General features: G+C 71.4%; 12 protein-coding genes. 3 read left to right on the forward strand and 9 right to left on the reverse strand.

Annotation, left to right across the window (positions count from 1 at the left end; genetic code table 11):
* Positions 1-22: 22 nt before the first annotated feature.
* The 7 genes from KGQ19_RS26900 to KGQ19_RS26930 form a co-directional block, all read right to left on the reverse strand.
* Positions 23-4,417 (reverse strand): tetratricopeptide repeat protein, encoded by a 4,395-nt coding sequence (locus tag KGQ19_RS26900; protein ID WP_212013413.1) that lies wholly within the window; start codon positions 4,415-4,417, stop codon positions 23-25.
* Positions 4,418-4,709: 292 nt separating this feature from the next.
* Positions 4,710-5,162, reverse strand: a complete 453-nt coding sequence (locus tag KGQ19_RS26905) for an ester cyclase (RefSeq protein WP_212013415.1) — start codon at positions 5,160-5,162, stop codon at positions 4,710-4,712.
* A 208-nt stretch (positions 5,163-5,370) separates the two neighbouring features.
* Positions 5,371-7,011 carry a CehA/McbA family metallohydrolase gene (locus tag KGQ19_RS26910; protein ID WP_212013425.1) on the reverse strand — a complete coding sequence of 547 codons (1,641 nt, stop codon included), beginning with the start codon at positions 7,009-7,011 and terminating at the stop codon, positions 5,371-5,373.
* Between the two features lie 165 nt (positions 7,012-7,176).
* Positions 7,177-8,496, reverse strand: a complete 1,320-nt coding sequence (locus KGQ19_RS26915) for a putative hexosyltransferase (RefSeq protein ID WP_212013427.1) — start codon at positions 8,494-8,496, stop codon at positions 7,177-7,179.
* A gap of 174 nt (positions 8,497-8,670) precedes the next feature.
* Positions 8,671-9,057 carry a hypothetical protein gene (locus KGQ19_RS26920; protein WP_212013429.1) on the reverse strand — a complete coding sequence of 129 codons (387 nt, stop codon included), beginning with the start codon at positions 9,055-9,057 and terminating at the stop codon, positions 8,671-8,673.
* Positions 9,058-9,067: 10 nt separating this feature from the next.
* Complete coding sequence (locus tag KGQ19_RS26925; RefSeq protein ID WP_212013436.1) at positions 9,068-9,574, reverse strand: SigE family RNA polymerase sigma factor; 507 nt, start codon at positions 9,572-9,574, stop codon at positions 9,068-9,070.
* Positions 9,575-9,677: 103 nt separating this feature from the next.
* Positions 9,678-10,187, reverse strand: coding sequence for a MarR family winged helix-turn-helix transcriptional regulator (locus tag KGQ19_RS26930; protein ID WP_212013438.1), 510 nt, complete (start codon positions 10,185-10,187; stop codon positions 9,678-9,680).
* A gap of 39 nt (positions 10,188-10,226) precedes the next feature.
* Here KGQ19_RS26930 and KGQ19_RS26935 point away from each other — a divergent pair, with 39 nt between their 5' ends.
* The 3 genes from KGQ19_RS26935 to KGQ19_RS26945 all read left to right on the forward strand — a co-directional run bounded on the left by KGQ19_RS26935 (position 10,227) and on the right by KGQ19_RS26945 (position 12,352).
* Positions 10,227-10,487 (forward strand): hypothetical protein, encoded by a 261-nt coding sequence (locus KGQ19_RS26935; protein ID WP_212013440.1) that lies wholly within the window; start codon positions 10,227-10,229, stop codon positions 10,485-10,487.
* 22 nt (positions 10,488-10,509) lie between these two features.
* Positions 10,510-11,001: a hypothetical protein gene (locus KGQ19_RS26940; protein ID WP_212013441.1), complete on the forward strand. Its 492-nt coding sequence runs from the start codon at positions 10,510-10,512 to the stop codon at positions 10,999-11,001.
* Positions 11,002-11,383: 382 nt separating this feature from the next.
* Positions 11,384-12,352, forward strand: a complete 969-nt coding sequence (locus tag KGQ19_RS26945) for a helix-turn-helix domain-containing protein (protein ID WP_212013443.1) — start codon at positions 11,384-11,386, stop codon at positions 12,350-12,352.
* A gap of 57 nt (positions 12,353-12,409) precedes the next feature.
* On the opposite strand, the gene KGQ19_RS26950 is transcribed toward KGQ19_RS26945, so the two are convergent.
* Together KGQ19_RS26950 and KGQ19_RS26955 are read right to left on the reverse strand one after the other, a co-directional pair.
* Positions 12,410-13,288 carry an SAM-dependent methyltransferase gene (locus KGQ19_RS26950; RefSeq protein WP_307856517.1) on the reverse strand — a complete coding sequence of 293 codons (879 nt, stop codon included), beginning with the start codon at positions 13,286-13,288 and terminating at the stop codon, positions 12,410-12,412.
* A gap of 98 nt (positions 13,289-13,386) precedes the next feature.
* A complete protein-coding gene (locus KGQ19_RS26955) occupies positions 13,387-13,905 on the reverse strand; it encodes a hypothetical protein (RefSeq protein ID WP_212013452.1) in 519 nt (172 codons plus the stop codon).
* Position 13,906: the final 1 nt, after the last annotated feature.

Genomic DNA, 13,906 nt, shown 5'->3' on the forward strand with positions numbered 1-13,906 from the left:
GGGGTCGGTGCGTTGAACAGCATCAGGAGCTCGCGGGGTCTTCGGGGGCGGTGCTTCGGGCGTGGAGTTCTCGGAGTTCGTCTTCGTCGGGGAAGTGGTCCACCGTGCGCTTCAGGAGGGCGCGGGCCTTCGGGTAGCGGTGCCAGTGGAAGGGTTGCAGGCCTCCGGTGTGGGGTTCGTCGGGCTTGGGGACGCGCAGCATCAGGGTGGCTTCGGGGTCGCCGGCACCGACGCCGGCGCCGAGCAGTTCGGCTTCTTCCAGGAGCGCCGCGCACAGGCCGTAGTGGCGGGTCTCGTACTGGAAGGTGGCCTCGTTCTTCCACAACGCGATCATCAGGTCGCGGAGTTCCTTGGTGTCGCGGTAGGCCAGTGCGGTGCGCAGGCGGTGCGCGCGGTCGTGGAACGGGCGCTGGCTGGTGGCGTCCATCGCCTCGGCGATGAGCAGGGTCGCTATCTGGCGCGGGGCCTCGGCCTCGGCGTCGCCGGTCCAGGACTGGTCGGCCAGCAGGGCCCAGGCCATCCGGTCCAGGGCCAGGGTACGGCGATCCCCCAGGGCCGCCGAGCACGCCAGCAGCTTCAGCGCCTGCGACAGCCCGGCGTGGTACGCGGGATTGGAGCCGTCCATCTCGCTGAGTTCCTGCCACCACTGCACGGCTTCCAGCAGGTCCCCGTCCGGCCCCGGCCGCGTCAGCGACCCGGCCCGCTCGGCGAGCACCACTTCGAGCAGCGCCGCCGCGTCCTTGTCGCGCGGCAGCAGGTCCACGGCGCGCCGGGCGTGCGACAGCGCCAACACGTAGTCCCGCACGTCCCACCGCAGCTCCCCGGTCCGCCGCATGTGCGCGGCGCCGAGCTCGGCCTGTAGTTCGGCGACGTCCGGCGCGACGGACAAGGCCCGCTCCAGCACGTCGACCACGCTCTGCGACAAGCTGACCGGGGTGGGAGGAGCCTCGCCCTCGCCGTTGTCCGCGCTCCCCGAGGTGTCCCCGATCCGGGCGACCGCGCCGACCACGGCCATGTTCACGGTCTTGGTGGCGTCAGCGATGAAAGCCGTCCCGGTGGCGGCCATGTTCACCGTGGGCGTGGCATCGACGGAGACCGGGCTCTCCCCCTCCTGCGCGCGCCGCAGCAGTTCCTTCGCCGCGTTCAGCCCGGACTCGGCGGCGATCTCCACCCACACCGAATCAGGCTTCTCATCAGGATCCAGGGAAGCCGCCCGGGCTATGCACTCCAGCGCCGGTGCCCACTTCTCGTCCAGATGCAGTTCCATGCCCCGCATGACGAGCGTCTTGCGCAGCAAAGTGGTCCACGCCTCGTCGCGGTCGCCCTCCGGGACGGTGTCCAGGGCCGCTATCGCCGCCTCGTACTTGCCGTCCTCATACAGGAAGTGCTGCGGACCGTAGGGCCCGTACAGCGCGGCGATCCGCACCGCCTCGTCGTCCTCGGCGGCGTCGGGGTCCACCGCGTGCATCGCGTCGGCCATGTCCCGCCACTCGGCCAGGGCCGGCGTCTCAGGCTGCTGACGCAGCAGCGCGTCCAGCGTCGGGCTGGCCACCGGATCGGCCGAGCACGCGAACACGTCCATCCCGACCCGGACCGTCCAGGCGTCCACCTCGTCCCCGCCCCGGTATCCGGACAGGTCGGCGAATCGCAGGTCGTTGCGAAGCTCGTCCAGCAGCTTCCGGCGGGTGCCGGCTATCCGCTCGTGCTCGGCCTCGACGTCGGTGACCCCGATGACCTGCACCCAGAAGTCCGGCGCGTACAACGCCGTCACCAGCGCGCCGATCGTCCACATCCAGTGCTCGTCGGCACCGGAGGTCCGAGCGAGCTGGTACGCCGACAGGCCCAGGGCGTGCAGCAGTCGGGCGTTGGTCGGATCCTCGCGCACCAGCGCCAGATATCCGTCGAACGCCTCTTCATGACGTCCCTCGTCAGCATGTTGCCGCGCAGCGTACTCCGCCAGCGCCTCCAGCGCGGCGGCGGCCTGCGGCTGCTCGGGCTGGATCCGCAGCGCGTGCCGCAGATCCCCCAGCGCCTGGTACGGCTCGCCGCGCTCCATCGCCGCGGCCGCGCGCCGGATCAGCAGCTCGACGCCCTCGGTCTCGGCGTCGGCGGGCAGCCGGACCAGCGCGCCGTCCAGGTCGCCGGCCTCGGCGCGCATCAGGGCCAGCTGGCGGCGCAGCGGCGGGGTCAGGGTGCTGTCACCGAGGGCGTCGGCCCACGAGGTGAGGGTGCGTTCGGCCTCGTCCGGGACGCCGGCCTTGCGGGCCGCGTACAGCAGCGACTGCAGGGCCGGGCCGGCGCAGCGCTCGCATCGGTGGGATCCGGATCCGGTCGGCCGGAACAGGTGGGTCCGGCAGCCTTCACGGCCGCAGCCGCCACAGGCACCGATCGCGTCCTTGCCGCACTCGACGCCGGTCACGGCCACGCACGGCAGCGGCGGCTCCTCCTCGTCGGGCTCGGCTTCGGCGGCCAGCCGGGAGGCGGCGACCAGCGGTCCGGCGTTGGCGATCTCCTGGATGTCCAGGCCCTGGGTGTCGTCGATGCGCAGGCCCTGGTCCTCGGCCTCGGCCTTGGTCTCGGCCGCGGTCTCGGGGTCCTGCGATGCGGCGGGCGCGCCGTCGGCGTCGTTCTCCAGGAACCGCTGGTACCAGCGCACGGCGTCGTACCAGTGCCCGGTGCGCTCGGCGTACAGCGCCCGGGCCCGGGCCACCGCCGGGTCGCAGTCCGGGTCGTCGGGCAACTCGGCGAGCAGCGTCTCGGCCTGCTCGATCCGGTCGTCCAGCAGCGCGGCCACGGCCAGGTGGCAACGGTCGCGCATCCGGCCGGCGGGGTCCAGGAACGTCTCCAGGTCCGCGGTCGAGCCGCCGGCCAGATCGACCAGGCCCCGCAACCGGTTCTGCCGACCGCGCAGGCCGTCCCCGTCGTCGCCGCCGCCGACCGGCAGGGACGCGGCCAGGTCGAGCGCCACGGCCGCCTTCTCGCGGTGGTCGGCGATCTCCCGGCCGGACATCAGCATCCACGCCGCCTCGCGCAGCGCGGCCTCGCGCAAGGCGGTGCGGTGCTCGATGACGTCCGGGGAGTCCAGGTAGGCGATCTGCCACTGCAACCGCGCGGCCGTCGGGTCGTAACCGAGCCGCTTGCGCGCCTCCCGGTCCCGGGCCACGGCTTTCCAGTCCCGCAGTTCGCTGGTCCCGAGCCGGTCCCAGGTGTCGATCGCGTCCGCCGGGTGGTTGGCGCGCAGCTGGGCCAGGCCGTAGTGGAAGGTGGCCATGCCGCCCCAGTAGGTCGACTGCCCGGATTCCGGTTCCAGCAGCCCCTGGGCTTCCTTGCGCCGGCCAGCGGCCAGCAGTACGGCACCGAGCCGGATCCGCGCGGCCCGCGAATGCGCGTCGTGCCGCAGCGCCGCCTGGTAGTGCGCGATCGCCTCGGCCGGGCGGCCGGCCTGCTCCCGGAGCAGGGCCAGGCCCAGGCGGGCCGGGGCGAAGGCGGCCTCGACGGCCAGCGAGTTGCTGAAGTGGTTCCACGCCAGGTCGTCGGAGCCGAGCTGGACCGCCAGCCGGCCGAGCGAATAGTGGATGCGCGGGTCCTGCGGCGCGTACTGCGAGGCGGTGCGCAGGTCGGTCTCGGCCTGGTCGGTCCGGCCCATCTGCTGGTGCGCCAGGCCGCGGAACAGCAGCGCCTCCGGACGCAGCCAGGCACCGCGCGACCACGGCGAGGCCGGGCCGGTGCCGCGCCGGAAGGCCTCGTCGTAGGCGGCGATCGCGTCGTCGTAGCGGAGCAGGGTGCTGAGCTGGATGCCCCACCGGAACCACAGCTCGCCGCTGCCGCCGGGCACGGCGGCGGCCAGCGTGTCCTCGGCGTCCTTCACCCGGCCGTCGCGGCGCAGCATGGTGGTCAGCGCCAGCACCGGCCAGTCGACGCCGGGCAGCGCGGACAGCGCGGCCCGGGCGGTGGCCTCGCGCTGCTCGGTCGGCCCGGTGGAGCAGGCGCGCTGGAGCCACATGACGGTGCGGATCGCCGTGTCCTCGTCACCCGGCTCCAGGCCGTAGGTGATCGCCTTCAGGAAGTCGATGATCGGCTTGAGGTCGCCGTCCTCCAGCCGCATCCGCTCCTCGGCGAACTGCCGCACCAGCCAGCGCGGCAGCTGCCGGAAGGGTTCGGACAGCAGCGGATAGGCCTCGCGGAAGCGGGCCATGGCGTCGGTGAAGATGCCCATCGCCAGGATGGTCTCGGCCTCGCCGAGCAGGGCCAGGCCGCGATAGTGCTGCAGGTCCTCAGGAGCCGAGGCCAGGCGCCGGGACAGGCGGGCATAGCGGTCGCGCGCACGCTCCGGCTGACCCGCCGCCGCCAGGTCCTCCGCCTTCGCGAACTCCTGGGTGATCCACTGCGGGTCCGTCCCTCGTCCACGCCCCAGCAAGGCCACACCATCCCATCAACCCGTATCGCTGCCTACAGCTTGGCACAAGCGCTGCCACCCGCGCCCGGGAGGATCCGGCTCCGTGCGCACCGACCTGTTGTCTTTCTCAGTCGATGCGAAACAGTTCACCCGGACTCCACCCCAAGATCACCTGGCGTGTGCGCTCTGTGCCCCTTCGCTGTCGTCCTGTCCCCGTCGTATACCGATAACGACGCGGTGATCGCCATGAAGGTTCCGTTTGCCGAAGCGGGGATGCAGTTTTGACTCGGTCTTGACGGTAGCGGCCCCGCTCTCAGTGCACTATTGCGCCGATCAGTCCGAGCTGCCGCATCTGCGCCGCGGTGTCGACGACGCCCCAGGTCTGCGCGATCCGGCCGGCCTCGTCGAGCCGGACGATGAAGATCTCACTGTAGGTGATCGTCTTGCCGGTCGGCTCGACACCCATGTAAACACCCTGATGTGTGCCGGTGACCACGTTGCGGTAGACGATCTTGTTCCCGGACACGATCCGGTCCTCGGTGCGGATGTGCAGGTCGGGGAAGGCGGCCAACAGCGTCTTGAACACCAGCTTCTGCGCCTCGGCGCCGCCGACCCGAAGCTTCAGCGGGGTGCTCACGATCATGTCGGGCGCGCAGGCCTGGTCGATCGCCGCCATCGTGGCCTCCAGGTCGCCGCTGTTGACCGCGGCCTGGACCCGGTCCAGGGCCGAGAGCTCGGCGGTCGTGGAAGTGTTGTCGCTGGTCATATCCGCTCCTTGGAGCCTGGTCGGTGCTTGCTGCTCACCTACCGGGACGAGAGAGCGGCGGCGGCGGTGACATGCCGGAGCACGCCACCGCCGATCCGTATCGTCAATCCAGACCGCCGGTCCATACCGCCGGTCCATACCGTCGATCCAGACCGTCGATCCATACCTTCAGTCCATACCGCCGGCCCGCTGCCGCAGAGCGGAATCCTCAGCCCTGACCGTGGCTGCCGGTGCCCTTCAGGAACACCGGGTTGGTCAGCGCGGCCATCGGGCCGAACATCAGCGCGTCGCCCATCGTGTTGCCCTGGCCGGCGGTGCCGTCGGCCATCGGGTGCCGGATCTCGGCCCGGACGTAGGCAGCCAGCGAGGGCGTGGTGCGCCAGGTGACGACCCCGTCGCCGTTCGCGTCCAGCGACTGCTGGAACATCTGGCCCTCGTCGGTGATCAGCCGGACGGTGCCGTTCGGGACGCCGTGCGCCTCCAGCCGGACGTCCACCGGGGCCTGAGTCGGCAGGGTGAGCGTCTGACCGATGCCGACCTGCTTGCCGCCGCCGGTGACGGTGAAGTCCACCCGCACCGAGCTGGACTCGGCGATCCAGTTGCGGCCCGCGCGCAGGCCGTCCATCAGGGCGTCGGTACGCAGGTCCTCGGCGTAGACGACGTTCTGCGGCAGGCCGATCACCTGCGGCACGCTGTGCGCGTCGCTGTTGCCCACCGCCGGGAGCCAGCGCTTGCCGGAGCGGACCGCCTCGCCGAGCTTCTGGTCCCAGGTGCTGACCGCGTGCTCGTCGTCGTAGGTCCACGGGCCGGTCCACACCTCGGTGGCGTCGGCGTCGTCGAACCCGAACTTCCATTGGCACGCGACGTAGGCGCAGTACATGTGGGCCGGCACGACCAGGCCGCCGTGCCTGCGCACCTCGCGGGCGAAGCGCGGGAAGGCGTCGTCGCGGCTGCGGTAGCGCCAGTCGATCCACTCCCCGGCCGGCAGGCCCATCGCCACCCAGTGGCCGTTACGGGTGGTGATCTCCTCGCCGGTGATGATCAACAGGTCCGGGCCGGCGTACTGGCCCCAGACGCCGTGCGAGGCCGAGGTGTTGTGGTCGGTGGAGACCATGAAGTCCAGGTTGGCCGCGCGGGCGCCGGCGGCGACCTCGCTGGGCAGCCGCTTGCCGTCGGAGTAGACGGTGTGCAGGTGGCAGTCGCCGCGATACCAGGCCCGGCCCCGGCCCTTGGCCCGGGTCGGCGGGTAGTTCGGCACGAAGGCCGGGCCCGGCTTGCCGTAGGTCAAGGTGACCTGGACCTTGTAGTTCATGCCGGTCTGCGCCACCTGGTAGGGGCCCAGGGCGATGTGCCAGGTGCCCTTGTTGACCGGACCGGGCAGGTAGCCGGGGGTGGCCTCGGAGGCGTTGATCGAGAACGCGGTGCGGAAGCCGCCGGACCAGCCGCGGAAACCGGGGCCGCCGAGGGCGACGCCGCGCTCGTCGAACACACCGATGTCGCATGAGTTCGTCTTGTCCCCGGGCACGACGGCGGGGTTGTCGTAGGAGTAGCTGACGTCGATCTGCTTCACCCCGGCCGGGATCACCACCGGCAGGTAGACGAAGTCGACGACACCGGTTTCGAGGTGACCGGTGATGGTCTGGGAGACCTGGGTACCGTCGGCGGGGGCGCCGGAGCCGGACCCGCTGGCACTGTCGGCGGCGTGGGCGAAGGTCATGGGGCCCAGCGTGAGCGCCGCGGTCGCGGCGCCGACCGTCAGGACGCCCCGGCGGGACAGGCCGGAGGCGGCGGGGTCGGCCGGCTCGGGCAGCGGTGCGACGTTGTGCTCGCAATAGCCATCTGTGCACATGGTTACCGACCTTCGGTGATGCCGGTGAACCCGGCATGAGCGTCAAGCGAAAGGTTGTGGGCGCGGCGGCGAGGAGTGCTGAGGACTCGCGTGGGGTGGCGAGGGATCTGACCGGGCGAATCCGAGCCCTGACAACGCGATGCCAGGCATCGTACCGTCACCGTCTTAGGGGATGCCGATCTCGAACAGCATGTATCCGGTGAGGGATCCGGAGGCCAGCGCGGTCAGGGCCAGCACGGCGACCCGGCCCGGCGGCTTGAGCCGGTCCAGGGCCATCGCCGCCGGGAACAGCAGCGGGAACGTCGGCAGCAGGTACCGGGAGACCATGCCGAAGATCTCGTGGGTCCCGACCGCCAGGACGACCGTGCAGACGGTGTAGACCGCGAGCACTGGCGGCGGCCGCAGTTGCGCCAGCACGACGAGCAGGACCCCGGTCAGCAGCAGAACCCCGACGCCGACCAGGTCTTCGGACGCCGCGGCGGACTCGTAGTCGCTGCGGCCGGTCAGGACGGCCACGACCACGTGCGCCGTGGACCGTCCGAAGTCGAAGTAGTGGTCCCAGGCGTCGGACTCCAGGATCGTGAAGGCCTTGATGTCGCCGGCCTGCTCGCCGACCCAGCCGAGATATCCCAGCAGGCCCAGCGGGGCGAGCGCCAGGGCGGCCAGCGGCCTCCGGCGGACGGGCAGAGGCCGCCAGCGGCCGTCCTCGTCACGGAACGCGGCCGGAATGGCCGCCGCCGCGACCGCGGCGATCAGCGTGCCGGCGGTGGGCCGGCTCAGTCCGGCCACCAGGCACAGGGCTCCGGCGGTCAGCCAGCGCCGGGCCAGGACGAAGTGACAGGTCCAGACGGCGAGAGCGATGTAGAGCGAGTCCGAATACACCGACCACTCCACGCCCGAGCCCGGCCACACCGCCCACAGTGCGGCGGCCAGCAGGCCGACAGAATGGCCGGCCAAACCGGAGGCGACCGCGTATATCCCCAGGGCCGCGGCGAAAGAGGCGACGACGGACACTGTCAGCCCGGCGCCGAAGGAGCCCAGCCCGGTCGTGGCCGAAACAGCACGGATCAGGCCGGGATACAGCGGAAAGAACGCCGCCGAGTTCTGCTCCACCGACCAGTGGCCGCTGCCACCAGGCACCGGAATCAGCTGGGGGTGGTATCCGTGTTCTGCTATCTGCCGGTACCACCAGCCGTCCCAGGTGCTCAGGACGTCCCAGGCGTGGGCGCCGCCACCGTAGCGCGGCGCCTTGGACCGGTAGTCGCCGGTGGTGTCCAGGAGCCACATGAACACCAGCAGGCCGGTGAGCTTGAGGGCCCCGTAGACGGCCAGCACCGACGGCGCGGCTTTTCGCAGGGCGACTTGGCGCGCGGCGGCTCTGGGGTACACGATCGCCGGCCGCTGACGCCGACGCCGCGCTTGCGGCCGTGGCGGTTCGGTGGTCGGCACCGTCTTCGGCACGGGTGATGAGGTGACGAAATCCATGGGGCTTTTCCTGGTTCGCTTCCCTGCCGAACGGGCGGCTTCCGCGGCGTTCGGGCTGTTTGCGGGCAGGGGGCATCGCTGCTTGTGAGCAGGGAACATGGCGCCGCGGCGGTAGATCCGGCGGCGAGTCGGAGTCAGTTCTGAGAGGTGACCTTCGCTAAGAGACGGCCTTGGCTAGCCGCTGCTTGAGCTGTTGCTTGTCGTCGAAGCTCCGAAGGAGTTGGACGTGGTCGCCCTGGACGTCGTGGACGAGGTGGAATCGCCCGGCGAGGTCTGCTGCGGCAGGGGGTCAGTGGGCGTCGGCGGCACCACCTGGGTCGGCGCCGGATCAGGTCCCGGGCCCGTCGGTCCGGGACCGGCGTCGACCGCGCGGGGCAGCAGAACCAGCCCGACCGCGCAGGCCGCCACGGCGATGACCGAGCCGGCCGCGATGCGCCGCACCCGGGCCCGTCGCCGGACGCGCACCGCGGCCCACAGCTGGTCCCGGTGCCGCGGTTCGAAGGGCCGGGGCTCCTGGGGCTGACGCAGCATCCGGATCAGGTCTTGCTCGAAGTCGTCCATCACGCCTCCCTCACCCCGCCGTCTCGTTGACGTCCGCGAAGATCTGACGCAGCCGCTCCACGCCGCGCCTGGTGTGCGAGCGCACCGTGCCGATCGGCGCGCCGAGCATCTCGGCCACCTGACTCTCGGACATGTCCTGGTAATAGCGCAGCACCACGGCCGCGCGCTGCCGGGGCGGCAGCTGGGCCAGCGCCGCCTCCAACTTGGTGCGCTCGGCCACGGACGCGGACAAGTCGCCCACGGCCGCGACCTCCGGCACCTGTTCCGAGGGCCGCTCGCCCCACCATCGACGGCGCGCCGAACGGGCGGCCAGCCGCGCCAGAACGGTGCGCGCGTAGGCCTCCGGCGCTTCGTCGGCGACCCGTGGCCACGCCGACCAGAGCTTGACCAGTGCTTCCTGCACCAGGTCCTCCGCCCGCTGCCGGTCGCCGCCGGTCAGCAGGGAGCCGAGTTGGTTCAGCGCCGACCATCGGGCCGCCACGAACCTCTCGAACTCCTCGGTCTGCGACCGTCCCATCGGCACCGTCCTCGTACTTGAGCGTCGTCCTCGCACTAGTAGAAAGGCGCCGAGGCCGGTCCGGCTATGCAGTACGGAAAGTGATGTGGGTCATACCGGTGGCTCAGAGCCCGCGGCGTTCCAGGGATTCCGGATACGTCCGCTGCACGACCTCGGTCAGCGCCCGCAGGCCGTCCACCAGCCCGGCGCGATCGTCCGGGGTCAGCCGGCCGACCAGACCGGCTATCTCCTGGTAGCGCCGGTCCATGACCCGGCGGACCAGGTCCTCGCCGTCCGGGGTGAGGATGAGGAGTTGTTCGCGGCGGCTGTCCGGGTTGGGCTGGCGCTCCAGCAGGCCGGCGGCGGCCAGGCGGTCGGCCATCCGGAGCACGGTGGACGGGTTCACGCCCAGGTCGGCGGCCAGGTCGGCCTGCTTCATCGGCTGCCGGTCGGCCAGCACCGCCAGCGTGCGCAGCTGCCGCAGCGTCAAGGTGGCGTCGACCTCGGCCAGGGCGTGGGCCGACAGGCCGACGATCAGGCGGGACGCCGCGAGGACCGCCTCGACGACTTCATGGGTGTCCGGCTCCACAGTCCAGAAGCTACCGCATTGCGGCCGCAGACTGAACCATTGCATAATGCAATAGTAAGGGGAACGCGCGTGGGGAGGCCGACCATGGAGGACGAACCGATCCGGGAGTCCTATTCCTTCCTCTGCAGCGCCTGCGGCCACGCATGGCGCGAGGACTACGAGATCCGGCGCGTGCACGACAGCCACGGGCTGATCCAGTCCGCCTTCTTCCTCGACGGACAGCGGACGACCTCACCGCTGACCCAGGGCCGGTGCCCGGGCTGTGCCAGCCCTCGGGTGCTGGTCACGCACCGGACTCGGGGGCGCCGTCCCCGGGGCGGCGCGATGATGGAGGTATCTCCGTAAGCGCGAGGAATGGGAGATCGAGATGACCGGTATCGAAGTCCTGACCGCGGGCCGCTACGGCTACGCCGACCGGCGCGTCCACCGCGACGACTTCGCCCACCAACTGGCCGTGATGCTGCCCGCCGATGACGACGAGCGCTTGCGACCGGCCGTGGACGTCAGCGCCGAGGACCTGGTCAGCGCGGCCAAACTGTGCCGGCACCTGCACGACCGCTATCCGGCCGAACCGCTGGGCCGGCTCGCCGAACAGATCGCCTACCGTCTCGAGCATCCGATCACCCATCCCGGAGCCGTGGTGTTCTACGCCGCCGCCCTGCTGTGTCGCGAGCAGGAGGCGCTGAGCCGGGTGGAGAGCGCGACCATGGTGGCCGCCGTCCTGGAGGCCCGCGCGGCCGGTCACGCCGCCGACGCCCTGGAGGCCACGGCCCCGCAGACCCTGCGCTACACCGTCAAGACCGCGATCGACGGGGACTTCGTCCGCGGCGCGCGGCATCTCAAAGCCCAGCAGAACTGACGCTGGGGCACTGACACCGCGGGACTGACACCGCGGCCGAACGGGCGATGGTGGCCCCGAACGACGGCGTCCATCCGGATGAATCAGGAACCGTCACGGGCCGCCATCGGTCCGCGTGGGCCGCCAGGTACCGCTCGGGGCCGCTTGGGTGCCGCCGTACGGTGAGTACGGCGTCCCATTCTCTCGTTCGCGACCCGGGACGCCGTCCCCCGCTCCTCACCGCTCCCCCAGACCCGGGGCGGCGCAGCCGACATCCCGGAACTCCAGATCCTGCCCGGTGGACCCGGTACTGTCACTGAATTGCGTCCCAGGCGCAAACCATTGACAGGGGCGCATTCGGCGTGCACGACTAGGAATGAGCGGCAGGCGGAGGTTCGATCCGATGGAGACGATCGACTACGGCACCGGGGATCTGGGCCGGGTCCGCTTCGTGCTGTCGCCGCTCGGACACCTGATACACGGCGTGCACGACGGTCCGTGCAGTCGGCAGTCGCCTTGGCGGCAGCGCTGGTGGCCGCGGGCCAGGCGGCAGGTGAGCCTGGGGAACGGCCGGCTGGTCCCGCTGATCAACCGTGCGCATCCGGACGCACCGGCCTTCTTGCCGCTGGCGATCGCCGGCGACGCCGCCGCTCCGACCTTCGAGCAGGAACTGGACCAGCTGCGCGCCACTCCCCCGCATCTGCTGGGCTACCGGCTGGCCGCGGGTTCCGGCCCCGGGCCGGGGCGCACCGACGAGGCCGACCGGCTGATCCGCGGGCTGCGCAACCAGGAGGACGCCTCGCTGCGCGCGGTCGTGGACGGCCTGCTGGCGCTGTACCGGGCCACGCTGATGGCGGACTGGCCGACGGTCGCCGAGCGCTTGCAGCGCGACATCTCGATGCGCCAGCGCCAGATCCAACGGCACGGCGCGCTGGCGATGATGACGAATCTGCACTCTGACATCACCTGGCGGCCCCGCACAGACGCCGAGGGCCCGGGCCCGGGTCTCATCCTGGCGCCGTGCCTGTTCGGCCAGCAGCGGACCCATGGCGGCCCCGGCGCGGACGGCACGCAGGTGGTGATCTACCCGACGGCCGAGCTGGACGAGTCCTACACCGCCCCCGACGACCACCTCGCGGCGTTGCTGGGCGCGGGACGCGCGGCGGTGCTGCGGACGCTGCGAGTCCCGGCTTCCACCTCGGGACTGGCCCGGCGGCTCGGGATCTCGGCGCCGATGGCCTCCACGCACGCCACCTTGCTGCGCAACGCCGGGCTGGTGTCGACGACGCGGGACGGGAAGAGCGTGCGACATGACCTCACCGCGGTCGGGCGGCAGCTCGTGGAGCTGAACCCGGAGGGGATCGAGCTCTGATTCGGTGTCAGGCCTCTGCCTGCGCAGGCGTGTCAGGCCTCTGTTCAGCTCGCGTGCTCAGCGCTTGATCCCGACCCCGGCCAATCCCCAGATCTCTTCCCAGTCCGCACGCGGCTCGCCGTCCGGACGCCACAAGGGCCGCGGCACGACACCGGGCTCGACCAGCTCCGTGCCCGCGAACAGCGCCGCTATCTCTTCCCGGCCGCGCATGTACATCTGCGAAGTCGTCTGGTCCCAGGCCCGCACCGCGGCCTCGGCCTGCGCCGGGCGGCCGCCGTCGGTGATGTGCGAGACCACCAGCGCGCTGCCGGGCGGGACCGCGGCGAGGTACTCCGCGACGATGCCCCGCGGATCCTCCTCGGGCGCGAAGAACTGCAGCAGCGAGGTCATCACGATCGCCACCGGCTGCTCCAGATCCAGCACCCGGCGCAGTTCGGGGTCGGCCAGCACCTCGGCGGGGCGGCGGACGTCGGCCTCCACCACGGCGGTGTGCGCCGGATCCGCGGCGGCCACCAGGGCCCGGCCGTGCACCGCGACCATCGGGTCGAAGTCGACGAAGACGATGCGGGCCTGCCGGTGCTCGGCGCGGGCCACGTCGCCGATGTTGCCGGTGCCGGGCAGACCGCTGCCGAGGTCGAGGAACTGGGTGATGCCGGAGGCGATGAGGAAGCGGGTCGCCCGGTTCTGGAACGCGCGGTTCTCCTGCAGGATCTCCCGAGCCTGCGGGACGTGCCGCAGCGCGGTCTCCCCGGCCTCGCGGTCCACGTCGAAGTAGTGCATGCCGCCCAGCAGATACTCGTAGATGCGGGCGGTGTGAGCCTTGGTGGTGTCCAGTTCGGGCGGGACCCAGCCCGGGATCAGCGTGCTGTCGATGCTCTCGACCCCGGCTGATTCGGGAAATCCGTCAGTCTTCGAGGACTGATGTTCGTCAACCACCCGCGGCAGCCTAGCGGAGATACCTCTGAATCGGTTCGGAGGCGATCCGGCGGCAGTGGGTCTTGACAGGGCCGTTTCGAGGGTGTTCGGGTCGCCTGTCATTGTCCGGATACGCCTTGGTACCAACTTGTACGTCGTAATGTCGCCCGGCAGCTGGTAGAAAGATTTTCCATGTCGAAGAATGCCAGGGCCCGACGAGTACGCCGCCGGCTGATAGCCGGTGTGGCGGTATCCACCATGGTCAGCGCCTCCTCGGTGGCGACCGTCGTCAGCGCGCGGGCCGATGCGACCCCGGCGGCCACGCCGTCAGCGACCCCGAGCACGCCGGATCCGACGCCCACCGCCGGATCCACGCCCAGCTCGGCCGACCCGACCTCGACCACACCGCCGCCGACATCGACACCGAGCACGCCCCCGTCATCGACATCGTCGCCGACGCCCACTCCGACGCCGACCCCCACGCCGCCCGCGTCGTCGACGTCGAACCCGGCGCCGCCGACGTCGAACCCGACGAACCCGACGTCGAACCCGCTCCCGCCGACCCCGACCGGACAGCCGGCCCCGAACCCGAAGCCGGTCCAGCCCCCGGCGCAGCCGGCGCCGCCGGCCAAGGGCAAG

The organism is Catenulispora pinistramenti (genome assembly GCF_018274385.1).
GTDB classification, from domain to species: domain Bacteria; phylum Actinomycetota; class Actinomycetes; order Streptomycetales; family Catenulisporaceae; genus Catenulispora; species Catenulispora pinistramenti.

Coding starts and splice junctions, on each gene's coding strand:
- KGQ19_RS26940 (WP_212013441.1), top strand. CDS start 10,510: ATGACCGGTATCGAAGTCCTGACCGCGGGCCGCTACGGCTACGCCGAC.
- KGQ19_RS26925 (WP_212013436.1), bottom strand. CDS start 9,574: ATGGGACGGTCGCAGACCGAGGAGTTCGAGAGGTTCGTGGCGGCCCGA.
- KGQ19_RS26905 (WP_212013415.1), bottom strand. CDS start 5,162: ATGACCAGCGACAACACTTCCACGACCGCCGAGCTCTCGGCCCTGGAC.
- KGQ19_RS26945 (WP_212013443.1), top strand. CDS start 11,384: ATGGAGACGATCGACTACGGCACCGGGGATCTGGGCCGGGTCCGCTTC.
- KGQ19_RS26910 (WP_212013425.1), bottom strand. CDS start 7,011: ATGTGCACAGATGGCTATTGCGAGCACAACGTCGCACCGCTGCCCGAG.
- KGQ19_RS26935 (WP_212013440.1), top strand. CDS start 10,227: ATGGAGGACGAACCGATCCGGGAGTCCTATTCCTTCCTCTGCAGCGCC.
- KGQ19_RS26930 (WP_212013438.1), bottom strand. CDS start 10,187: ATGCAATGGTTCAGTCTGCGGCCGCAATGCGGTAGCTTCTGGACTGTG.
- KGQ19_RS26920 (WP_212013429.1), bottom strand. CDS start 9,057: ATGGACGACTTCGAGCAAGACCTGATCCGGATGCTGCGTCAGCCCCAG.
- KGQ19_RS26915 (WP_212013427.1), bottom strand. CDS start 8,496: ATGGATTTCGTCACCTCATCACCCGTGCCGAAGACGGTGCCGACCACC.